At 37.7% G+C, this 23560-nt stretch carries 21 protein-coding genes and 1 tRNA gene; 12 read left to right on the forward strand and 10 right to left on the reverse strand.

The genetic code is table 11. The features are described 5' to 3' along the window. Positions 1 to 73: 73 nt before the first annotated feature. The 3 genes from aat (at position 74) to infA (ending at position 1790) form a co-directional block, all read left to right on the forward strand. Positions 74 to 793, forward strand: a complete 720-nt coding sequence (gene aat, locus HC728_RS04945) for a leucyl/phenylalanyl-tRNA--protein transferase (protein ID WP_012533114.1) — start codon at positions 74 to 76, stop codon at positions 791 to 793. Then, positions 790 to 1482 carry an arginyltransferase gene (locus tag HC728_RS04950; protein WP_065640839.1) on the forward strand — a complete coding sequence of 231 codons (693 nt, stop codon included), beginning with the start codon at positions 790 to 792 and terminating at the stop codon, positions 1480 to 1482. Before aat ends, HC728_RS04950 begins: the two co-directional genes overlap by 4 nt. A gap of 89 nt (positions 1483 to 1571) precedes the next feature. Next, positions 1572 to 1790 carry a translation initiation factor IF-1 gene (gene infA, locus HC728_RS04955; protein ID WP_005420180.1) on the forward strand — a complete coding sequence of 73 codons (219 nt, stop codon included), beginning with the start codon at positions 1572 to 1574 and terminating at the stop codon, positions 1788 to 1790. 123 nt (positions 1791 to 1913) lie between these two features. On the opposite strand, the gene clpA is transcribed toward infA, so the two are convergent. Further along, positions 1914 to 4166: an ATP-dependent Clp protease ATP-binding subunit ClpA gene (gene clpA / locus HC728_RS04960; RefSeq protein ID WP_017020081.1), complete on the reverse strand. Its 2253-nt coding sequence runs from the start codon at positions 4164 to 4166 to the stop codon at positions 1914 to 1916. A gap of 42 nt (positions 4167 to 4208) precedes the next feature. Beyond that, positions 4209 to 4529 (reverse strand): ATP-dependent Clp protease adapter ClpS, encoded by a 321-nt coding sequence (clpS, locus tag HC728_RS04965; RefSeq protein WP_005420184.1) that lies wholly within the window; start codon positions 4527 to 4529, stop codon positions 4209 to 4211. 398 nt (positions 4530 to 4927) lie between these two features. Here clpS and cspD point away from each other — a divergent pair, with 398 nt between their 5' ends. Continuing rightward, entirely contained in the window at positions 4928 to 5149 is a 222-nt protein-coding gene (gene cspD, locus HC728_RS04970; RefSeq protein ID WP_005420186.1) for a cold shock domain-containing protein CspD, read from the forward strand. A gap of 109 nt (positions 5150 to 5258) precedes the next feature. Further along, positions 5259 to 5801, forward strand: a complete 543-nt coding sequence (locus HC728_RS04975) for a DUF4136 domain-containing protein (protein WP_005420188.1) — start codon at positions 5259 to 5261, stop codon at positions 5799 to 5801. A gap of 245 nt (positions 5802 to 6046) precedes the next feature. On the opposite strand, the gene HC728_RS04980 is transcribed toward HC728_RS04975, so the two are convergent. Further along, complete coding sequence (locus tag HC728_RS04980; protein WP_005420190.1) at positions 6047 to 7504, reverse strand: protein adenylyltransferase SelO; 1458 nt, start codon at positions 7502 to 7504, stop codon at positions 6047 to 6049. Between the two features lie 110 nt (positions 7505 to 7614). Beyond that, positions 7615 to 7691 (reverse strand) — tRNA-Arg (locus HC728_RS04985). A 266-nt stretch (positions 7692 to 7957) separates the two neighbouring features. Here HC728_RS04985 and folD point away from each other — a divergent pair. The 4 genes from folD to HC728_RS05005 all read left to right on the forward strand — a co-directional run bounded on the left by folD (position 7958) and on the right by HC728_RS05005 (position 13865). Continuing rightward, complete coding sequence (gene folD / locus HC728_RS04990) at positions 7958 to 8815, forward strand: bifunctional methylenetetrahydrofolate dehydrogenase/methenyltetrahydrofolate cyclohydrolase FolD (RefSeq protein ID WP_005420192.1); 858 nt, start codon at positions 7958 to 7960, stop codon at positions 8813 to 8815. 185 nt (positions 8816 to 9000) lie between these two features. Continuing rightward, the gene (locus HC728_RS04995; protein ID WP_005420194.1) at positions 9001 to 10935 is read left to right on the forward strand and encodes a PrkA family serine protein kinase; all 1935 of its coding nucleotides are present in this window, start codon (positions 9001 to 9003) and stop codon (positions 10933 to 10935) included. Positions 10936 to 11065: 130 nt separating this feature from the next. Further along, positions 11066 to 12337, forward strand: a complete 1272-nt coding sequence (locus HC728_RS05000; RefSeq protein WP_011262305.1) for a YeaH/YhbH family protein — start codon at positions 11066 to 11068, stop codon at positions 12335 to 12337. Positions 12338 to 12347: 10 nt separating this feature from the next. After that, the gene (locus tag HC728_RS05005; RefSeq protein WP_190395193.1) at positions 12348 to 13865 is read left to right on the forward strand and encodes a SpoVR family protein; all 1518 of its coding nucleotides are present in this window, start codon (positions 12348 to 12350) and stop codon (positions 13863 to 13865) included. Positions 13866 to 13958: 93 nt separating this feature from the next. Here the strand turns inward: HC728_RS05005 and HC728_RS05010 are convergent, their stop codons facing one another. Then, positions 13959 to 16187: an NADP-dependent isocitrate dehydrogenase gene (locus tag HC728_RS05010; protein ID WP_190395181.1), complete on the reverse strand. Its 2229-nt coding sequence runs from the start codon at positions 16185 to 16187 to the stop codon at positions 13959 to 13961. A gap of 204 nt (positions 16188 to 16391) precedes the next feature. Between HC728_RS05010 and HC728_RS05015 the strand changes: the two genes are divergently transcribed. Next, positions 16392 to 17012, forward strand: a complete 621-nt coding sequence (locus tag HC728_RS05015; protein WP_190395182.1) for a pseudouridine synthase — start codon at positions 16392 to 16394, stop codon at positions 17010 to 17012. A 102-nt stretch (positions 17013 to 17114) separates the two neighbouring features. Next, positions 17115 to 17288, forward strand: a complete 174-nt coding sequence (locus tag HC728_RS05020; protein WP_012534068.1) for a hypothetical protein — start codon at positions 17115 to 17117, stop codon at positions 17286 to 17288. An 89-nt stretch (positions 17289 to 17377) separates the two neighbouring features. Here the strand turns inward: HC728_RS05020 and HC728_RS05025 are convergent, their stop codons facing one another. Then, positions 17378 to 17650, reverse strand: coding sequence for a hypothetical protein (locus HC728_RS05025; protein ID WP_012532917.1), 273 nt, complete (start codon positions 17648 to 17650; stop codon positions 17378 to 17380). Positions 17651 to 17936: 286 nt separating this feature from the next. On the opposite strand from HC728_RS05025, the gene HC728_RS05030 reads away from it, so the two are divergent. Then, positions 17937 to 19556: a methyl-accepting chemotaxis protein gene (locus tag HC728_RS05030; protein WP_017020076.1), complete on the forward strand. Its 1620-nt coding sequence runs from the start codon at positions 17937 to 17939 to the stop codon at positions 19554 to 19556. A gap of 76 nt (positions 19557 to 19632) precedes the next feature. Here the strand turns inward: HC728_RS05030 and HC728_RS05035 are convergent, their stop codons facing one another. The 4 genes from HC728_RS05035 to norV are packed head-to-tail and all read right to left on the reverse strand — an operon-like array spanning position 19633 to position 23451. Further along, positions 19633 to 19968: a DUF1971 domain-containing protein gene (locus tag HC728_RS05035; protein ID WP_012534209.1), complete on the reverse strand. Its 336-nt coding sequence runs from the start codon at positions 19966 to 19968 to the stop codon at positions 19633 to 19635. A gap of 45 nt (positions 19969 to 20013) precedes the next feature. After that, positions 20014 to 20787 carry a ferredoxin--NADP reductase gene (locus HC728_RS05040; RefSeq protein ID WP_017020075.1) on the reverse strand — a complete coding sequence of 258 codons (774 nt, stop codon included), beginning with the start codon at positions 20785 to 20787 and terminating at the stop codon, positions 20014 to 20016. 13 nt (positions 20788 to 20800) lie between these two features. Further along, positions 20801 to 21946 (reverse strand): NADH:flavorubredoxin reductase NorW, encoded by a 1146-nt coding sequence (gene norW / locus HC728_RS05045; RefSeq protein WP_186809347.1) that lies wholly within the window; start codon positions 21944 to 21946, stop codon positions 20801 to 20803. A gap of 14 nt (positions 21947 to 21960) precedes the next feature. Further along, positions 21961 to 23451: an anaerobic nitric oxide reductase flavorubredoxin gene (norV, locus tag HC728_RS05050; protein WP_190395183.1), complete on the reverse strand. Its 1491-nt coding sequence runs from the start codon at positions 23449 to 23451 to the stop codon at positions 21961 to 21963. Between the last annotated feature and the right edge of the window lie 109 nt (positions 23452 to 23560).

Genomic DNA, 23560 nt, shown 5'->3' on the forward strand with positions numbered 1-23560 from the left:
AAACCAACGCGATGTACCAGAGGCAATATCGTCTCTTTGACCTAAAAATAATGAATAGTGATTTCTTTTATCTATGACTATCTATTTACCTGAGCTTATTCCATCTCATTCAACCGTTTTTCCTAATATAGAAAACGCATTAAATAACCCTGATGGTTTACTCATAATGGGTGGAGACTTATCCTCTGCGCAGCTGATCAGTGCATACCAGCATGGTATTTTTCCATGGTACAGTGATGGTGATCCTATCCTATGGTGGAGTCCAAGCGTTCGAGGCGTATTTTTTCCTGAGCAATTTTCTCCATCTAAAAGCTTAAAAAAGTTCTTCAGAAAATCGAACTACAACGTAACTCTTAACAAAGCCACTTACCAAGTTATTGACCTTTGTGCATCAACCAGACCAAAAGAAGAAACATGGATAATGCCGGAAATGATCAAGGCTTATAAAACATTGGTTGATCTTGGTTATTGCCATTCTGTTGAAGTATGGAATGACAATGAGTTAATTGGTGGGTTATATGGATTACAAATAGGCCAAGTTTTTTGTGGTGAGTCTATGTTTTCATTGCAAACTAATGCATCAAAAATTGCGTTATGGAAATTTTGTGAGCACTTTGTATCATCTAATGGAAAGCTTATCGACTGCCAAATGATGAACCCTCATTTAGAAAGTCTTGGGGCTCAAGAAATGAAACGAAGTGACTTCAAAACATTACTTGAAGAACTGCATGTAAAACCAACATCATCTGACTGCTATTTAGCTCAAACTTTAGGGGGTAGTTCATTTTCATGAGTCAATATTCACTTCAAGTTGGTTTAACACCCGAGGGGCCTTGCAGCTACCTACCAGAACAAAAAGAACGATTAGCCGTTGTAATGGAACAAGAATTACACACAACGTTAGGTTATCAAGCCCTAATTCGTCTTGGTTTTCGTCGAAGTGGTGAAACCATCTATAAACCAATGTGTGAGCATTGTGATGCTTGTAAGCCACTAAGAATTAATGCAAATCAATTTAAACCAAGCAAAAGTCAAAAAAGATTACTAAATAAACTCTCTTCTTTTCGATGGGAGCTAAAATCAGAAATGGATGAAAATTGGTTCGAGTTGTATGAGCGTTATATTAATGCTCGTCATCAAACAGGTAGCATGTACCCTGCAAATCAAAAACAATTTTTCGAGTTTTCACATACAAACTGGCTAACGAATCAGTTCTTGCATATTTATGAAAACGAAACTCTAGTAGCCATTGCTGTTAGTGATATTCTAACTGACTCTATCAGCGCTATGTATACCTTTTTTGAGCCAGAACACCCTCTATCTCTAGGGACGATCTCCGTTCTCATTCAGCTAAAATTATGCAAAGAGTTATCTAAAGAGTGGCTTTACCCTGGTTATCAAATAGACGATTGCCCAGCAATGAAGTATAAAGATCAATATAAACCGAACCAAAAGCTAGTAAATATGGTCTGGCAGGGTTAAAATGCAGCCCAAACTTTACATACATCATTTTTAAGGGCATTATTAGCCGCTTAAAAATCAGCCAAAGCTATCTATATAAAGAGGATTCAATGGCAAAAGAAGACGCAATTGAACTGCAAGGCACAGTTCTAGATACACTACCAAACACAATGTTTCGCGTAGAATTAGAAAACGGTCACGTTGTTACTGCTCATATCTCAGGTAAAATGCGTAAAAACTACATCCGTATTCTTACTGGTGACAAAGTAACAGTTGAAATGACTCCTTATGATTTATCTAAAGGCCGTATCGTCTTCCGTGCGCGTTAATTTGTCATTCTATTAGTTTAACGCTTTAAACTAATAAAAAAACAATAACAAAAACCCAGTCAATGACTGGGTTTTTTATTAGCTTTTAAAACAAGCTAGCTAAATAGCAATAGAATTGATTTATTAATGAACCGCTTCAGTTTCACTCGTAAATTCAAATACAAGCTCATCCTTCTTAAGTTTCACTCGTACCGTACCGCCATCAACCAAATCACCAAACAATAATTCATTTGCCATTGGTTTTTTAAGGTTTTCTTGAATAACTCGCGCCATTGGACGTGCACCCATCGCTTTGTCATAGCCTTTTTCAGCAAGCCATGCTTTTGCTTCTTTGGATACTTCCATTGATACACCACGAGCATCTAACTGTGCTTGTAGCTCTGCAATGAATTTCTCAACAACCAGTGAAATGACATCTTTACTTAGATGCTCAAACCAAATGATGTTATCCAAACGGTTTCTGAATTCAGGTGTAAATACTTTTTTAATTGCCGCCATTGCATCAGTAGAGTGATCTTGTTGAATTAGGCCAATTGATTTTTTAACCGTTTCTTGAACACCCGCATTGGTTGTCATAACAAAAATTACGTTGCGAAAATCCGCTTTACGTCCATTGTTATCTGTCAACGTACCATTATCCATTACTTGTAGCAGCAGGTTAAAGATATCTGGATGTGCTTTTTCAAGTTCATCAAGAAGAACAACCGAATGTGGATGTTTAATTACCGCATCAGTTAATAAACCACCTTGCTCGTAACCAACATAACCCGGAGGCGCACCAATTAAGCGACTAACGGTATGCTGCTCACCATATTCAGACATATCAAAACGCAGTAATTCAATACCTAATGCTTTTGCTAATTGAACAGTGACTTCTGTTTTACCAACCCCTGTCGGCCCAGCAAATAAGAATGAACCCACCGGTTTATTCTCTGCACCAAGACCAGCGCGACTTAATTTAATTGCTTCGCATAGTGCATCGATACCCTGATCTTGCCCAAATACCAGCATTTTCAATTTGTCATCGAGTTTTTTCAGAACATCTTTATCACTTGAGGATACAGATTTTTCTGGAATTCGAGCCATTTTAGCGACCATAGATTCAATATCAGCAACATTGATGGTCTTTTTACGACGACTCGCAGGTGTTAGACGACAACGGGCACCGGCTTCATCAATTACGTCAATCGCTTTATCTGGAAGATGACGTTCATTAATGTATTTAGCTGATAGCTCTACTGCAGCACGAAGCGCTTTATTGGTATAACGCACTTCATGATGTTCTTCATACTTACTTTTCAAACCGATCAGAATTTTTGTCGTATCGTCTAAAGATGGTTCTAAAATATCAATCTTTTGGAAACGACGAGCTAATGCACGCTCTTTTTCAAAAATAGTACTGTGCTCTTGATAAGTAGTAGAACCAATACAACGTAATTTACCACTACTTAATAACGGTTTGATTAAGTTAGCTGCATCAACTTGACCACCAGAAGCGGCACCCGCTCCTATAATCGTGTGAATTTCATCAATAAATAAAACCGCATGCTCTTCTTTTTCAAGCTGTTTTAAAATCGCTTTAAAACGTTTTTCAAAATCACCACGGTATTTAGTGCCAGCAAGTAATGAACCAATATCCAGTGAATAAATAACACAATCTTTAATTACATCTGGTACTTGTTCTTCAACAATACGCCAAGCAAGGCCTTCTGCAATCGCCGTTTTACCAACGCCAGCTTCACCCACTAATAGAGGGTTATTTTTGCGACGACGACACAGTACTTGAATGGTTCGCTCAAGCTCTTGATCACGTCCAATAAGCGGATCAATTCCACCATTTTTAGCAACTTGGTTTAAGTTAGTAGCAAAACTCTCTAACTTATCTTCAGCATTAGCCTCAACCGCCGCTTCAACATTATTTGGTTCGCTATTCTCATCTCGATTTTCTGGTGCACCATGAGAGATGTAATTAACAATATCTAGACGGCTAATATCATTCTTTTTAAGGAGATATGCTGCGTGTGATTCTTGCTCGCTAAAAATAGCAACCAATACGTTGGCACCAGTAACTTCACTTCGACCAGATGATTGAACATGAAAAACTGCTCGTTGTAATACACGCTGAAAGCTAAGCGTAGGCTGAGTTTCACGACTTTCATCGTCCAGAGGAATTAATGGGGTTGTCTGTATAATAAATTCGTCGATTTCAGTTGCCAAGGCATCTAAATCAGTATGACAAGCAATAAGCGCTTCGTGAGCTGATGGGTTCTCCAGCAGAGCGAATAGCAAGTGCTCTACTGTCATGAATTCATGACGCTTTTCTCGCGCACGAGCAAACGCTGTGTTCAAACTCGCTTCTAATTCTTTGTTTAGCATAGGAACCTCCCAAAACACCAATTTATGGTGTAACGAACAAACTTACGCTTGCTCCATTGTACACAGCAGTGGGTGCTCATTATCACGCGAGTAAGTATTCACTTGCGCAACTTTAGTTTCAGCAACTTCAGCAGTGAACGTCCCACATACTGCTTTCCCTTCATAATGCACTGTTAGCATTAATTGTGTTGCTTTTTCCAAATCCATGGAAAAAAATTTATCTAAAACTTCGACAACAAACTCCATTGGAGTGTAATCGTCATTATTTAAAACCACTTTATACATTGATGGCGGTCTTAACTCTGTTTTCTCTTGCTCCAAAACATCTGAATCAGGAGAAATCCATTCATATAGTTTACTCATGTCGACAACTAAATTAGTAAAAAAATAATCTGATACTTCAAGGTATCCCCTTAATACTCAGACTAATCTAGACGAGAGATTACATCAAACAAAAGATACTATTTTAGAGTCTTTATCACTTATTTTTTAGTTAATTGAATAGAAAACCGTCGAAACAATAAATAAAGAATAGAGCCTTTTGCTCATGTTCTCCACTATATTTATCAATCTGATATTATTGACAAATATGTTAATCTTAAATGTGATATTGGGTATAATTGTTAAAAAAGTGACAACTTTGTACTTGACTCACATTTTATATTTAATAGAGTGTACTTGTAGTGGTTATCAATTGAACAGATAAATGATTAATTCATAACCATTGTGCTAGGTAATTAAAATGCAGAGGGATGTATAGCATGGCAACAGGTACAGTAAAGTGGTTCAATAACGCCAAAGGGTTTGGCTTCATTTGTCCTGAAGGAGAGGATGGCGATATTTTTGCTCATTACTCCACCATTGAAATGGAGGGATATCGAACTCTAAAAGCAGGACAAGCCGTCACTTACGAAATCCACGAAGGCCCAAAAGGTTTTCACGCAAGTGAAATTAAATTACTCGAAGGTGAAAACGCAAAGTAGCTGCTTTATTTTCAAGTTTATAAAAAAGGTGAGTCAACATGCTCACCTTTTTTGAACCAATCGTTCCAAAACCACTCCAATCTTAATTCACTTCTGTTAGGTCTCTATTTTGAAATATCTATTTACTTTCGTTCTACTTTTGACGCTAAACGGTTGTGTTACTGAAACACATCAAGAGAAAAGCACAGTAAACCTTGTGACAACAGGCGATATCAATACGGTAATAACGGGAAGAACTTTCTTTAGTTGGCATCCTGATATTAACGCCAACTACCTTAATAAAAAGTTAAATAAAAATGATACTGAAGAAAAATTCATTCTTGCTTTAAAAAATGAATTAAAGAAAAAAGGGTTTACTTATACGGATGATCTACAAAAAGCCGATTTTTATATTGGCTATGGTTTAGGTGTAGATACTAAGATCAGTGATGATCAAATTCTAAATAAAACAGGATTATCTGCGGGTATAGAACCACATGGCATCGATGAAAATGACAGTGATAAAGCCAGTGTTTTTATTGCAATCTATTTACCAACCCAACTAACGCCGCAATGGACAATATTAGCCCAAGGCTATACAGATAGTGAGCAAACAGGTTCAATGGACGAATTGCTTCAGCTCATGTTTCACAGCTTAGAAGAGAAAAACTAAACGTAAAAAGCAGCAAACATGGCTAATGCCAGTCAGTTAAGCGAACATCAATAAAAACAAGGGCTTCAGACGGATTTATTACAATCATTCTGGAGCCCTTACTGTATCTATCTTTCACTCGCTTAACGGGTACTTTGCCATACCTATTAGACATTGAATAAATAGTGCATAATTACTCAATAAAGTGACTAACTGATCGGCATTAGCAAACATGGCTGCTTTACTGCGTCACAAATTACTTTGCTCTATGATGAACAACTGATTTCCATTCTCTTTCCCCACTCTGGTGGTAATTCAGCATAACGCTCAAAGTCAGGATGTTCATCAAATGGTGATGCCAATAGCGTAGATAAAATTTTAACATCACTAAAATCCCCCTCATTTGCTTTAACAATTGCTTGCTGAGCTAAATAGTTTCTTAAAACATATTTCGGGTTCACTTTTCTCATTTTGGAGCAACGCATATCGAAGCTATCTGCTTCTAACTTACATCGTGTTAGATACAGATCTGTCCATAATGTTGCAGCTTCCCTATCGACAAATAAGTCAATGACCGTTTGTTTATCTTGGGAATCTAGGTCAGACAACGCCCTCATAAATCGAGTGTAATCCACCGTATTTTGTGACAGTAACTCAAACATGGATTCAAATAAACGGGTATCCCCTTCTTGTTTAGAAAGCAGCCCCAATTTTTTTCGCATTAATTGACTAAAATAATCATGCAATTTTATTTCATATTGCTCTAATGCTTTTTCTAAATCGGGCTTATCAATTAATGGGGAAAGCGAATGTGCTAAGGCCGATAAGTTCCATAAGCCAATTCTAGGTTGTTGATTAAAGGCATAACGTCCTTGGTAGTCAGAATGATTACAGATATAACCGGGCTCATAATCATCAAGAAAGCCAAAAGGACCATAATCGAACGTTTGGCCAATAATCGACATATTATCGGTATTCATAACACCATGGGCAAATCCCACAGCCTGCCATTGCGCAATCATATAAGCAGTTCTATCTACAATATTGTTAAACATTGCAAGATATGGTTTATCTTCACCTAAACAACAAGGGAAATGCCATTCAATCACTTTATCCGCTAATAACTTTAGCTCTTCCAATAAATTTGAATAAAACAGATGCTCAAAATGACCAAATCGAATATGAGTTTCAGCCATTCTAATGAGTAAAGCCCCAGTCTCATACCCTTCTCTAAATACCGGAGTATCACTCGTCATCATTCCTAGTGCTCGTGTCGTAGGAATACCAAGCCCTGCCATCGCTTCACTACATAAATACTCACGAATTGTGGAGCGTAATACAGCTCGGCCATCGCCAGAACGAGAGTAAGGCGTTAAGCCCGCTCCTTTTAAATGAAGATCAAAACTATTCCCTTTTTTATCTTTTATTTCGGCCAGTAACAATCCTCTTCCATCGCCAAGGTCTGGATTATAACTGCCAAATTGATGTCCTGCGTATTTCATGGCTAATGGAGCAAAAACGGACGGTACAACCTCACCCGAAAACGCATCTAACAGCTCAGAGTGATTATGTACGTTCTCAGGTAAATCAAACTGTTTAGCTAATTCACTGTTCCATATAAGCCAACGAGAATTATCTAAGGGGGTCGGTTGTACATACGTGAAAAAACAGCGAGGCAATCTTGAATAGCGAGTAGTAATTGAAAGTGAATTCCAAAAAGACATAAGAGTAATCCATTAACTATGCAATGAACTAACGCTAGCATATTGATAAATAATATGACAGAAATGAAAAAAGCCGCACTAACCATAAGGTTAATGCGGCTTTTCCAATTTGGCGCGCCCTGTAGGATTCGAACCTACGACCACATCCTTAGAAGGGACGTGCTCTATCCAGCTGAGCTAAGGGCGCTTTGTGTGGTAGGATTATACGAATATCCGAAATCAGATCAATCCTTTTCTTATCATTATCTTACTGAGTGATGAAAAATGAGTCACTTTGCTCACTTTATAGCAACAAGAAAACCATTCTGAATAAAAAACCTACAAATATCATTGATATTACGATGTTTTGGTACTTAAAAAACCTCGGACGCAAACGTTTGCTCTATAGCTATTCTGAATTAATTCTGCGACAATACTTAGGTCAACCAGTAACTGCCCTTTAGAAGGATCACTATGACCGCTCAAATTATCGATGGAAAACTCATTTCTCAAACCGTTCGCTCTGAAGTCGGGGCTCGTGTTAAAGCTCGTGTAGAAGCAGGATTACGTGCTCCAGGCCTTGCAGTTGTATTAGTTGGACAAGACCCAGCATCTCAAGTTTATGTAGGTAGTAAACGTCGTGCCTGTGAAGAAGTCGGTTTCGTTTCAAAGTCATATGACCTTCCAACGACCACATCTGAATCAGAACTTCTTAACCTAATTGATGAGTTAAACCAAGATCCTGAAATTGATGGTATTTTGGTTCAATTACCTCTTCCTGCAGGAATGGATAGCACGAAAATTTTAGAGCATATCGACCCAGAAAAAGACGTTGATGGTTTCCATCCATATAACGTTGGTCGATTATCACAACGTATTCCAAAACTGCGTTCTTGTACACCAAAAGGGATCATCACTCTACTTGACCGCTACAACATTCAAGTTCGTGGTATGCATGCCGTTGTTGTTGGTGCTTCAAATATTGTTGGTCGACCAATGACGCTTGAATTACTTCTTGCAGGTTGTACAACCACCACTTGTCATCGCTTTACAAAAGATTTGGAAAGTCATATTCGTCAAGCTGATTTGGTTGTTGTCGCCGTTGGTAAACCAAATTTCATTCCAGGTGAATGGATTAAAGAAGGTGCTGTTGTTGTCGATGTAGGTATTAATCGACTGGATTCAGGTAAATTAATTGGCGATGTCGAGTATGATGTAGCCAAAACAAAAGCAAGTTATATTACTCCAGTACCAGGTGGAGTTGGTCCAATGACTGTCGCGACACTTATCGAAAACACCCTACTTGCCTGCGAGCAATACCACAGCAAATAACTTTCAATAGTTACAAAACTATCAATTAGCGAGCAATTTTACTGCTCGCTTTTTTATATCTGCGCTTCCCCACACTTCTTGACCAAATTTTACTCTATTTTCAGTTTTTTCTTGGACAAAATAAGCATTTAGTTACTAGGCTTAGTATGCGTAATTTAAAAAACGGATGACAAGAGGAAATGGATATGAGTATTTTTGACCACTATCAAGCCCGTTATGAAGCGGCAAAAGATGAAGAGATGTCACTGCAAGATTTCTTATCACTATGTAGTAATGACAAAAGTGCTTATGCTAATGCAGCAGAAAGACTACTGCTAGCCATTGGAGAGCCTGAGGTCATCGATACTGCACTTGATCCGCAACTCAGTCGCATTTTCTCTAATCGTGTTATTTCTCGCTATGAAACCTTCAAAGATTTCTATGGTATGGAAGAACCAATAGAACAAATTGTTTCTTACTTAAAGCATGCTGCTCAAGGTCTTGAAGAGCGTAAGCAAGTGCTTTATTTATTAGGCCCAGTAGGCGGTGGTAAGTCTTCACTTGCTGAAAAACTAAAAAGCTTAATGCAAAAATTACCTATTTATGTACTTAGCGCAAATGGGGAACGCAGCCCAGTTAACGATCACCCTTTCTGTTTATTTGATGTCAATGAAGATGGTGAGCTACTCAAAAACGAATACGGCATTGAACCACGTAACCTACGCTCCATTATGTCTCCTTGGGCAGCAAAACGACTGCATGAATTTGGTGGTGACATAACAAAATTTAAAGTCATTAAAGTTCACCCATCGATTCTTGACCAAATCGGTATCGCAAAAACGGAACCTGGCGATGAAAATAATCAAGACATTTCCTCTCTTGTAGGTAAGGTCGATATTCGTCAATTAGAGCATTTCGCCCAAGATGATCCTGATGCTTATAGCTATTCGGGGTCATTATGTAAAGCGAACCAAGGCCTAATGGAATTCGTAGAGATGTTTAAGGCACCGATTAAAGTGCTTCATCCTCTTTTAACTGCAACCCAAGAAGGTAACTTTAATGGGACAGAAGGACTGTCAGCGTTACCATTTGATGGGATGATCCTTGCTCACTCAAACGAATCAGAATGGCAAACTTTCCGAAATAACAAAAACAACGAAGCCTTTTTAGATAGGGTTTATATCGTAAAAGTCCCTTATTGTTTACGTGTATCGGAAGAAATGAAGATATACCAAAAACTACTAGAACACAGTGAATTGTCTCATGCACCTTGCTCTCCTAGTACGTTGGATATTCTGGCGCAATTCTCAATATTATCGCGTCTAAAAGAGCCAGAGAATTCATCTCTCTTCTCGAAAATGCGTGTTTATGATGGTGAAACCCTAAAAGACACCGATCCAAAAGCCAAAAGTTACCAAGAGTATCGAGATTTTGCTGGTGTTGATGAAGGCATGTCAGGCTTATCAACTCGATTCGCCTTCAAGATCCTCTCTCGTGTCTTTAATTTTGATCAAACCGAAGTCGCAGCCAACCCTGTTCATCTTTTTTATGTAATAGAACAACAAATAGAAAGAGAACAATTTGCACAAGACATTGCAGATAAATACACCGAATTCTTAAAAGGGTTCTTAATCCCTAAATATGTCGAGTTTATCGGTAAAGAAATTCAAACCGCTTATCTTGAATCTTATTCAGAATATGGTCAGAACATTTTCGACCGTTACGTAACCTATGCTGATTTTTGGATTCAAGATCAAGAGTATCGTGATCCTGAAACTGGCCAATTATTTGACCGTTCAGCACTTAACGATGAATTAGAAAAAATAGAAAAAACAGCGGGGATCAGCAATCCAAAAGATTTCCGTAATGAAATCGTAAATTTTGTTCTTAGAGCAAAAGCAAACAACAACGGACAAAACCCAACCTGGACCAGTTACGAAAAACTGCGTGTAGTTATTGAGAAGAAAATGTTCTCCAATACAGAAGATCTTCTTCCAGTTATCTCCTTTAACGGAAAAACCTCAACCGACGATCAGAAAAAACATGATGATTTTGTAGCTCGAATGATGGAAAAAGGCTACACCAAAAAACAAGTAAGACTATTAGCTGAATGGTACTTACGTGTTCGTAAATCATCATAAAAATAAACAGGACGTTACAGCCCATAGCTGATTATGGGCTGATCTAATAACATTTTAGCTAATTTGTTGTCTATATAAGTAGGTTCCTTTAGACAATCGCTAAGGTGATATGAATCAGGAGGGCAACATTATGGCTCAATTTATTGACCGAAGGTTGAATGGTAAAAAGAAAAGTACCGTCAATAGACAGCGCTTTATTCGTCGCCATAAAGACCAAATAAAACGTGCGGTTTCTGATGCTGTAAATCAACGTTCAGTAACCAATACAGAAAGTGGTGAAAGTATCTCTATTCCAAAGGGAGATATTTCTGAGCCTGTTTTCCATCAAGGTCAAGGTGGTATTCGTGAACGTGTATTACCCGGCAATGACCAATTTATTAAAGGTGATAAAATTGAACGTCCTCAAGGAGGAAATGGTGGCGGAGGTGCTGGTGATGGAGATGCCAGTGCGGATGGCGAAGGTCAAGACGACTTTATTTTTCAAATTTCGAAAGATGAATACCTTGATATTCTTTTTGAAGAGCTTGAATTGCCTAACCTTGAGAAAAACCAAGTTCAAAAAATAACAGAATGGGAAACCCATCGAGCAGGTTATCAAACCGCCGGTGTCCCTTCTAATATTGATATCGTCCGTTCTCTACAGCAATCACTCGCTCGTAGAACTGCCATGACAGCGGGTAAAAAACGATTACTCTCCGAATTAGAACAAGAATTAGAAACCATTAAAAACAGCGAACCAAGTCAACCGCTTGCAGTTCGTAAAATGCAGGAACAAATAGAAGAACTTCGAGAAAGAATCAAACATGTTCCTTATATTGACTCATTTGATTTGCGTTATAAAAACTACGAGCGAACCCCTATCCCATCCAGTCAAGCGGTGATGTTTTGCTTAATGGATGTATCTGGGTCTATGGATCAAGCAACCAAAGACATAGCAAAACGTTTTTATGTCCTGCTTTATCTCTTTTTAACTCGAACTTATGAAAACGTAGAAGTCGTTTTTATTCGCCATCATACTCAGGCAAAAGAAGTAAATGAACACGATTTCTTTTACTCTCAAGAAACCGGTGGGACCATGGTTTCAAGCGCATTGAAACTAATGAGAGACATCGTTGCTGAACGTTTTCCTGCAAATGAGTGGAATATTTATGCCGCACAAGCTTCTGATGGTGATAATTGGGCTGATGACTCGCCAAAATGTAAAGAGCTACTGACGTCATCCATTCTTCCAACTTGCCAATATTACTCATATATCGAAATCACAAAACGTCATCACCAAACATTGTGGACTGAGTACGACAAGTTGGCACAAGGCTTTGATAATTTTGCCATGAAAAATATTCGTTCCGTTGAAGATATTTACCCAATATTCAGAGAATTATTTCAAAAGCAACTGGCTTAAGGAGGCAATGATGAAAAGGACGACAAAGCTACCTGATGGGCCAGATTGGACCTTTCAAATGCTCGAAGAATATCATGTAGAAATTAAGCGTGTTGCCGAGCACTACCGTTTGGATACTTACCCAAACCAAATCGAGATCATCACAGCTGAACAAATGATGGATGCTTACTCTAGTGTGGGTATGCCTATTAATTATCATCACTGGTCATTTGGTAAAAAGTTCATCCAAACAGAACAAAACTATAAGCATGGTCAGATGGGGCTCGCTTATGAAATCGTTATTAACTCCTCCCCCTGTATTGCTTATTTAATGGAAGAGAACACCATTACCATGCAAGCCTTAGTTATGGCACATGCTTGCTATGGTCATAACTCGTTTTTTAAAGGTAATTACCTATTTCAAACTTGGACAGACGCCAGTTCGATTGTCGATTATTTATTGTTTGCTCAACAATACTTAACCAAGTGTGAAGAAAAATACGGTGTTGATGAAGTAGAAAAAACTCTCGATTCTTGTCATGCCTTAATGAACTACGGCGTAGATAGATATAAGCGCCCTGAAAAAATCTCAATAGCAGAAGAAAAAATTCGTCAAGAAGACAGAGAAGCCTATCTTCAATCTCAAGTAAATGACCTATGGCGAACTGTTCCAAAATCAAAAGAAGAAAGTAACGAAGAAAAAATTCGCTTCCCATCAGAACCACAAGAAAACATTCTTTATTTTATTGAGAAGCACGCCCCACTCCTTGAGTCATGGCAACGAGAGATTGTTCGGATTGTACGAAAAATTAGCCAATATTTTTATCCTCAAAAACAAACCCAAGTAATGAATGAGGGTTGGGCAACCTTTTGGCACTATACGATCCTTAACCACCTTTATGACGAAGGGTTAGTGTCTGAAAAGTTTATTCTAGAGTTCTTACACAGCCATACAAATGTTGTTGCTCAACCGAGTTATAACAGTCCTTATTACAGCGGAATTAATCCTTATGCTCTTGGTTTCGCTATGTTTCAAGATATTCGTAGAATATGTGAAGAACCGACAGATGAAGACAGAGAGTGGTTTCCTGATTTAGCAGGAACCAATTGGTTAGATGCCGTACATTTTGCTATGCATAATTTCAAAGATGAGAGTTTCATTAGCCAATATTTATCACCCAAGTTAATACGAGAGTTTAAACTGTTCTCCATCTTAGATAATGATAAAAACAAACATATTGAAGTCAGCGCAATTCATGATGATACAGGCTATCGTGAAATCAGAGAGAAGCTTGCTGCTCAATATAACTTAAGTAACCTAGAGCCGAATATACAAGTATGGAATGTAGATGTACGAGGTGATCGTTCGATGATTCTACGCCATATCCCTCATAATCGTATTCCTTTAGATAAAAGCCATGAAGAAGTAATGAAGCATCTTCATCGTTTGTGGGGATTTGACGTGATTTTGGAAGAAGTAATTTCATTTAATCGAGCAGAAATAATATCTTCTTGCCCAAAGCGTAATTACTACAATACGAGTATTTAAATACCATCTAAAAACACTTAAATATACATAACAAAATGCCTTGAGGTATCACTACCTCAAGGCTTTATTATATCAATCTAACGCGTTAATCAATTAAAGTGACGACAATGCTGCATTCAATGTTGCACTTGGACGCATCTCTTTTGCTGCTAACTCTGCAGCAGGTTGGAAATAACCGCCAACATTACCAGCAACACCTTGTGCTGCATTAAGCTCATCAACAATTTTTGCTTCATTTGATGTTAATGTCTCAGCCAGTGAACCAAAGTAAGTTTGAAGATCTGTATCTTTTGTTTGTGCAGCAAGCTCTTGAGCCCAGTACATCGCTAGGTAGAAATGACTACCACGGTTGTCTAACTCACCGACACGACGTGATGGTGATTTATTGGTTTCTAAGAATTTCGATGTTGCGGCATCTAATGTATCTGCCAGAATTTGTGCTTTTGCATTATCGGTTGTCACACTTAAATGCTCAAACGAAGCAGCAAGCGCTAAAAATTCACCTAAAGAATCCCAACGTAAATGATTTTCTTTTTCAAACTGTTGAACGTGTTTTGGTGCTGAACCACCCGCTCCAGTTTCAAATAGACCACCACCATTCATGAGCGGAACAATCGACAGCATTTTCGCTGATGTACCTAGCTCAAGAATTGGGAATAAATCAGTTAGATAATCACGTAATACATTACCTGTTACCGAAATAGTATCTTCACCTTTAACAATGCGCTCTAATGAGAACTGAGTCGCTTCTACTGGCGCTAAAATACGAATATCTAGCCCCGTTGTATCGTGATTTGCAAGGTAAGTATTTACCTTTTTAATCAGCTCCGCATCATGCGAACGATTAGCATCAAGCCAAAATACAGCAGGCGTTCCAGTTGCACGCGCACGATTTACCGCTAATTTTACCCAATCTTGAATTGGTGCATCCTTAGCTTGGCACATACGCCAAATATCACCTTCAGCAACAGCATGCTCAATAAGCGCATGACCTGCACCATCAATCACTCGCACAGTACCTGCAGCAGGAAGAATGAATGTTTTATCATGAGAGCCATACTCTTCTGCTTTTTGTGCCATTAAACCAACATTAGGTACTGAACCCATTGTTGTTGGATCAAATGCACCATTTGCTTTACAGAAATCAATCACGGCTTGGTAAACACCCGCATAACAACGATCTGGGATCATCGCTTTCGTGTCTTTGAGTTGACCATCAGGTCCCCACATTTGACCAGAAGTTCGCAGTGCAGCTGGCATAGAAGCATCGATAATCACATCACTAGGAACATGAAGGTTTGTAATTCCACGATCTGAATCCACCATCGCAAGCTCTGGTTGGTATTCATATACCGCTGCTAAATCAGCTTCAATTTGTGCTTTCTCTGCTTCAGGTAAAGAGGCAATTTTAGAATAAACATCACCAATGCCATTATTCGCATCAACACCTAGTTTTTCAAAAGTCGCTGCGTGCTTTTCAAATACATCTTTGTAGAATACTTTTACTGCATGACCAAAGATCACTGGATCAGACACTTTCATCATGGTTGCTTTCATATGTAGCGAAAGTAACACATCTTCTTCTTTTGCTTTTTTAGTCTCAGCCTCAAAGAATTCAACCAGAGCTTTTTTACTTAAACGAGAACCATCAATGATCTCTTTATCTTGCAATGCAAGACCTTCTTTAAGCACTGTGATATCGCCATTTTCAGCCACAAACTCAATACTAACATTCGTTGCACCATCAATAGTTACTGATTGTTCACTTGAATAAAAATCACCATCGCTCATGCTTGCTACGTGTGATTTTGAATCCGAAGACCACGCCCCCATTGAATGAGGATTATTACGAGCGTATTGCTTAACGGCACCAGGCGCACGGCGATCAGAGTTACCTTCACGTAATACTGGGTTTACTGCTGACCCTTTAATTTTATCATAAACCGCTTTAACGGCTTTTTCTTCATCCGTTTTTGCTTCTTCTGGGTAATTAGGCAAAGCATAGCCTTTCGCTTGAAGCTCTTTAATTACTGCATGAAGTTGAGGTATAGATGCACTGATATTTGGAAGTTTAATGATGTTTGCTTCTGGTGTTTTTGCTAGTTCACCAAGCTCTGCTAATGCATCACCAATACGCTGCTCTTCCGTTAAATATTCAGGAAAGTTAGCAATTACACGGCCAGCAAGAGAAATGTCACGTGTATCAACATCAATGTCTGATGATGCTGCAAATGCTTGAATAATTGGAAGAAGTGAATGTGTCGCCAATGCTGGCGCTTCATCAGTGATAGTATAGATAATCTTAGATTTTTGCGTTGTCATTTAATTTCCCTATTTAATCCACAAAACCCACAACAAAACGTATAATAGGTTCTGTAATTTACCGACTTTGATACCAATTCTAATCATTCATTACATTGGTATTATTTTTATTAGTCTCTTGTTTCACGCGCACACTATAGCGAAAAGCGGTGAACTTTAAAACTAAACACCACAAAAGCTTTACAAATCTGCAAGGTAGTTAACATGACATTCAAGCGATCCCCTAATTGGAAAAAACCGGCTTTTAAGAAAAAAAACACACAAAAGCCACGCCCTGCACCTAAAGATCGTAAAGTTATTATCTTTAATAAACCTTTTGATGTATTGAGTCAATTTACCGATGACCAACATCGCCAGACCCTCGCAGATTTTATTTCTGTTAAAGACGTTTATGCGGCTGGCCGTCTTGATCGCGATAGCGAAGGCTTATTAATTTTAACTAATGATGGGGTGTTGCAAGCACGACTAACGCAACCTGAATCTAAATCACCAAAAACTTACTGGGTACAAGTTGAAGGCGCACTTACTGAAGATGATTTAGATAAATTACGTCAAGGAGTTGAGCTAAAAGATGGCATGACACTGCCAGCAAAAGTAGAAATCATACCTGAACCCAACGTGTGGGAACGCAATCCTCCTGTTCGTTTTCGTGCTGCGATTCCAACAACATGGATTTCAATTACGATCATTGAAGGTCGTAATCGACAAGTTCGCCGCATGACAGCAAATATTGGTTTTCCCACATTACGCTTAATACGCTATTCAATGGGAGATTGGACAATAAAAGACGTAGCTCACGGCACTTGGAAAGAAGTATCACTTTAAAAACAAAAAATTAAATTGTAATAAAAACGTTAATCCCCCTATCTGTTTACTACTTTTTAAATTAGACTGACTATATTAATTATAAAAAATAAAGGGATCATTATGAACACCATGGTTAAAGCAGTAGGACTTGCTAGCGTACTCTTACTTAGTGCTTGCGCTCCAGCAGATAGAGCTGATATTAACTCAACAGAATTGACGAATGAGCATTATAAAAACCAAGAAAAGCAGCAACAAAACTGTATGCTAACTGGTGAAATTGGCTGTGCTGATTAACGTATTATACAAAAAGGCCTGATAGTATTAACACTATCAGGCCTTTTTATTTCAATATCAAAGACAATAACTGCCTACTAATATTGAGATTATTCATCGCCCATAAAACTCATGTCAGGCAATGATTCTAAGTTTTCTTTATAACGCTTTTGATTAAACTCAGCGCCATTTTTCATTACATCAAAGACTTCAATTGCAAGCGCACACGCCATCATTTCAATCGCTTCTTCACGTGGATTACCCGTCATAACTAAGCGCATTAATGTTTCTTTTACCGCGATTGGGCTGCCATCTTCAATTTGATTTTTTACGGTTTCAATCAGTGTTTCTTCAGTCATGAAATCGTCTAGTTGTTCTGTCATCTTACTTCTCACTTAATAATTTCGCCTACTATGCCATAGAACAAGTAAAAAACGCATTCATTTGGAAAATATTAACAGTAGAAAAATCGACTTTAACGCCAAATATTCATATAAAAACAAAATGCAATAGAAGCTAGATATGCAAAAAAAATATCAACAATAATGCCAGAAAATAAAAATGCTCATTTTTAGTGCAAACACTCTAAATAATTAAAAGGTTAATATTCCCTTTTCATTTTTTATAAATACAATCCGCATCACATTTTTTCAGCCTCTTACATTTTATATGTTTACTTTTCTAAAAAACGTTAAATTAAAAACACAATTACTCGGTTTAAGTTGGATCACTATTAGTTTTTTCTTTTTAGTCATTTATATCTCATTTAAATATTTTGAAACTGCACAAAAAGAATCAAGCCTTCAAATATCAAATGCAGTGAATACAATCAACTTTGTGAATGACCAAGAAGTAACCCAACTATGGGTTATACGTGTTCATTATTTCCGTTCACTTCAAGATGATAAATATCGTCAAACCTATACAAACGCACTAAATACTTGGTATGCCGACGTTAATAAATTATTTAAAGATGATGGTCGACAATCGACTAGAGAAAGAAAAATGGCGTTTGATGCTTACTATCAGCACATGGCACAAACCGAAACCGTATTAAATAATTATGCTAATGGCTTAATGTCTAAAGAAGAACTTAGACAATGGCAAGACCATGCAAGTATGCTAGGCATGGATCTAGTCAATAAATTAAACTTATTTACTACCGAGCTTTCTAATCGTGTTGATGATTCAATTTCAAATTCTGAAGAAAAATTCTCTTCCTTAATTACTATGTTCAGTATGATTAGTTTTCTTTTCTCAATGTTAATGCTTGCTATTTCATTTGTATTATCAAGCTCAATTGTTAATCCAATTATTTCTATAAAAGATGCGATGCTGAAAATTGCGGAAGGTGATTTATCATCAAAGCAGCCAGAAGATAATGGTACAAATGAACTGGCTCAATTAACTTATAGTATAAATCAAACGGTTGATAAATTAGCCACCATAGCTCAAGGATCTCACACTATTGCAGAAAAAGTATCTTCTGCATCACTAGCGTTAACAAGCGTAATGGAAGAATCAACAACGAATGTTCAAATTGAATTAGAACAAATTGAACAAGTTGCGACTGCTGTCAATGAGTTATCTCAGACAGCCACGGAAGTCAGTATTAATGCTTCTAATGCAGAAAAAGCGACAGTGAATGCAAACAATAGTATTTCTGAAGGCTACGATGCATTAGAACGTTCAAAAAACATTGCTGAAAAAATTAATGATTCGGTAAAAGAATCAGCAACGATAGTAAATCAATTACGTGAATATTCTTCCGATATTGGCTCTGTCGTTGAAGTTATTAATAATATTTCTGAGCAAACGAATTTATTAGCACTTAATGCAGCGATTGAAGCGGCTCGTGCTGGTGAGCAAGGAAGAGGGTTTGCTGTTGTTGCTGATGAAGTTCGTGCACTAGCGGCAAAAACTCAACATTCCACAGTTAGCATTCAAGAAATCATTTCAAAATTACAAGAACAGTCAGAAAAAGCAGATCAACACATGACAGGAAACTCACATTTAGTGGAAGAGTCTCAAGTCATTGCAGAAGAAGTGAATATGGCTTTCAATCAAATCTCGAACGCAGTACTGCATATCTCGGAAATGAATACACTAGTAGCTACGGCTTCTGAAGAGCAAGCTTGTGTAACTCAAGAAATAACGAAAAATATCATGTTAACCTCAGAAATGGTCAACCAAAATGCTGAGAGTATTAAAAAGAATGCTCAGGAAAGTGAAATATTAGCTCGACAGTCTGAAGAACAAAAACACCTCCTTTCTTTCTTTAAAATCTAATATTAATTGTTTCTCGCCATCAATGCTCACAAGTGCATTGATGGCTGAAATACATTCTCTATACAAAAAGTATAAACTATTTCGTATTAAACATTTTCTTACCGCTTTTATCTTGATCAGACCAAAAATTAATATTGAATTGAGCATCGTCACTTAACTCAATACGATGCCAATATTGCGGTGGGCTTGTAGCAAACTGTCCTGCATTAATGACAACTTTAATCTCAGGTTCTGTTGCTTCAGAATCTGCAAATCCATAATAAGTGACAACCCCTTCCATAACACATAGCTGCCCGAATACATCTTCAGCTGTATTATGATGAGTTAATAGTGCCTCAGGTACATTATCTTTAGTAAAGAATGGCGTTGAACGCTGAATTGTCCAATTTTTTGGAATACGTAAATGACTCATGATATTTCTCCAAATCGTTTTGTATGATTCGAACCGTGCAAATCATTACCAATAATTTTCTGAGCTAAATTGCCCAAGTTTACGACGTAAATGCTTTTCAAAACCGAATTCTTTTAGTGCATCAGATGTGTCTTTAACCATGTTTGGGTTGCCACAAATATATAAGAAGCTAGATGCTTTACTAAGTTGAAGTTCTGCTCTCTTTTCAAGCTCTCCGTTGAGCAATAAAGACGGGATTCGTCCACATAAAGCTCCGCTGACATATTCTCTAGAAACAATTGGTACATAATGAAACCTCTTGTTATATCGTTTAGATAACTGCTCAATTCGTTGTTGATAAATTAGTTCAGACTCTGTTCTTACCGCATGAACTAACACGAGATTTTTAAAGCGCATTTCAAGTTCTGGTGTTTCTAATATCGATATAAATGGACCAATGGCTGTTCCTGTTGAAAGCAACCAAAAATCATCTGCATTTTTAGGAACTTCATCAATGGTCATAAAACCACTGGCATCTTTGCCAACAAAAATTTCATCACCAGTATTCAATTTTTGCAAACAAGGAGATAACTCCCCGCTTTGATCAGCTATGATCAGAAATTCCATTCGCTCTCGCCCTTCAATATGGTCAGGGTTATTAACGATAGAGTACGCCCTTCTTATCCAGTCGCCTTTATCATTTAATAATGCCAATTTGGTAAACTGCCCCGCTTGATAAGCATTAATTGGAGCGTCAACAAACAGACTGAATAATCTATCAGTCCAATCATGGCGTTTTAAGACAACGCCTTTAATTAAGCCATGAGGAATTTCTGTCATAGTTCACCTCTTTTTAATTCGTTGTATTTAACTCTCTAAATAGTGGGAAAGCGTTTTTAACTCGCTCATTTGTTACTACAAATCCCGTTAATAGATTATTTACGTCATAAGCTTTAGCGCACAAACCTTGTGTATCGATATCAACAGACCATCGTTCAATGTCAGTGGATGTATTGCCAGCTAACTGTATTGGATAATTAGGTGTTTTCACTTTCACCATCATATTAGGCAGAGAAAGAGCAGTATCTGTACCTAATAGTGTTTTGGCTAATGCATTCGCACTTAATAAAATAGGTTGAAGATACGCCATGACTTTGCCTTCAATTTCCGCACAGTCACCTAAAGCATAGATATTATTAGCTGATGTTTGTAAATTTAAATCCACCACAATTCCCCGATTAACCATGAGATTTGCTTCTGTTGCTAATTTCGTATTAGGTTTTAATCCTGCTGCCGATATTACACAATCAACATAATATGAATGGCCATTACTGGTTGTTACTCTGTAACCTTGTTCTTGCTTATTTATGGCTTGCACGCAATCAGATAAATTGACAGTAATTCCCTTTTCTTTACAAGCTTTCTCTAGCGGTAAAGAGATAAAATCAGGCACCATATTGGCTAATAAATGGGTATTTGGTTCAACCAAGATCACCATTTTTCCTGCATTTGCCAAATCCATTGCGAGCTCTGTACCTATTAAACCACCACCAACAACAAGTACTTTTTTAGACTCCAGTACTTTTTGTTGAATACCAGCAAATTCTTTTAGGCTATTTAACGTCAGGATATCTCCACATCCATCACCATGAAAAGGTGGAATAAATGTTTGAGAGCCTGTCGCTAAGACCAATTTTCCATAAGCATATTGCTCACCATTTGCAGTAATGACTTGGTTCTCAGTATCTATCGACTCAACCCAAGTGTGCCTATGTAGAATGACATTGTATTGCTCAGCAAAATCCCCTCCAGATAATGTAACTACCTCTTCTGGGCTTTGTTGTTTTGAAAATACGTGACTCAAATCTGGCTTGTTATAATCGTCACCGCTGTCATTCGTAAAGACATGAATTGGACAATCATTGTTAGTTCGACGAATGGTTTTAATTAATTGGTAAGAGGCAAAACCACTACCAATAATAACGATAGGTAAACTCATCATTTATCCTCCAACTACTTAATTTCCACAAATACATCTTTACCTAAATGACATTCAGGGCATAAGAAATCATCAGGAACTGAAGACCACGGTGTATTTGGTTCTACACCTTGATTCGGTTCACCAATTTCAGGGTCATAGACCCAATTACAGACCGAGCAAAGCATGCACTGTTTTGCATCTTTTGATGACGTCACTTCTATAGCCGTTTTTTCTAGTTCGACACTTGGTTCAACGAGAACAACCGGTTCCTCTATTGTCTGAATTTTTTTATCAACATTAATTGTATTAAATGTCGTTGTTAATGGTGCTAACGCCCACTGTTTTGCAATACATTGTCCATGTTCTCGACATAACTGCATTGCTTTACCATCTGGACGCCATTTCGCTTTTAAACCTACTGCGGTTTCAAAACCAGCATCGGTTAAACGTGAATGGATTCGATCAACAGCACCACCATTCCAACCGTAACTACCAAATGCTCCTGCTTTTTTTGCTCTAAATCTAAGACCAGTAATCTCTTCTAACATGCCCGCAATTTTAGGCATCATTACATTGTTCATGGTTGATGAACCTACAAGGATCCCTTTTGAGCGGAACACACTGGTTAAAATGTCATTTTTATCTTGGCGAGAAACATTGAATACTTTGACTGCAACAGCAGGGTCGACATCGTGAATACCTTGGGCAATAGCATCAGCCATCATTCGAGTGTTGTTTGACATAGAATCATAAAAAATCGTAATACGATCTTCTTGGTAATTATCAGCCCACTCTAAATATTGATGAATAATTTGAGTTGGATTCTCTCTCCATACACAACCATGAGAGGTTGCGATCATATCGACTGGTAAATTGAAGCTTAATACTTCTTTAATTTTAGCGGTAACCAGAGCACTGAATGGCGTAAGGATATTCGAGTAGTAACGTAAACATTGATCCATCAATTCTGTTTGATCTACTTCGTCATTAAATAAACGTTCATCGCAATAATGTTGACCAAATGCATCATTACTAAACAGAATTGCATCACCTGTTAAATAGGTCATCATGCTATCTGGCCAATGAAGCATAGGTGCTTCAACAAAGATCAATTGCTTGCCATTACCTACATCTAACGCATCACCCGTTTTAATTGGGTTAAAATTCCATTCAGGGTGATGATGATGCCCGACAATGGAATCAATCGCATTTTCAGTGCAATAAATTGGCGTTCCAGGGATCTTTTCCATTAACGCAGAAAGCGCACCTGCATGATCTTCTTCTGCATGGTTAATTACGATGTAATCAATGCTAGCAAGATCAATTTCCATTTCTAAATTCTGAATAAACTGGTGGCTAAAACAATGGTCCACCGTATCAATGAGTACTGTTTTTTCTTCTTGAATGAGATAGCTGTTATAGCTTGTGCCTTTGGTCATTTTAAATTCAGTACCATGGAAATCAGATACTTCCCAATCACGTTGGCCAACCCAGTTAACATTATTTTTAATATGAATAGTCATTGTTTTTTCTCATTTAATTATTAGCGTTACTACTCATATTGCATTGCGCATGCCAATTTTTATCTCATTGTTTTATAATAACTTTAATATTAACCAGTAAATATAAATG

The sequence above is a fragment of the Aliivibrio sp. S10_S31 genome, assembly GCF_014694495.1.
Lineage (GTDB): Bacteria > Pseudomonadota > Gammaproteobacteria > Enterobacterales > Vibrionaceae > Aliivibrio > Aliivibrio fischeri.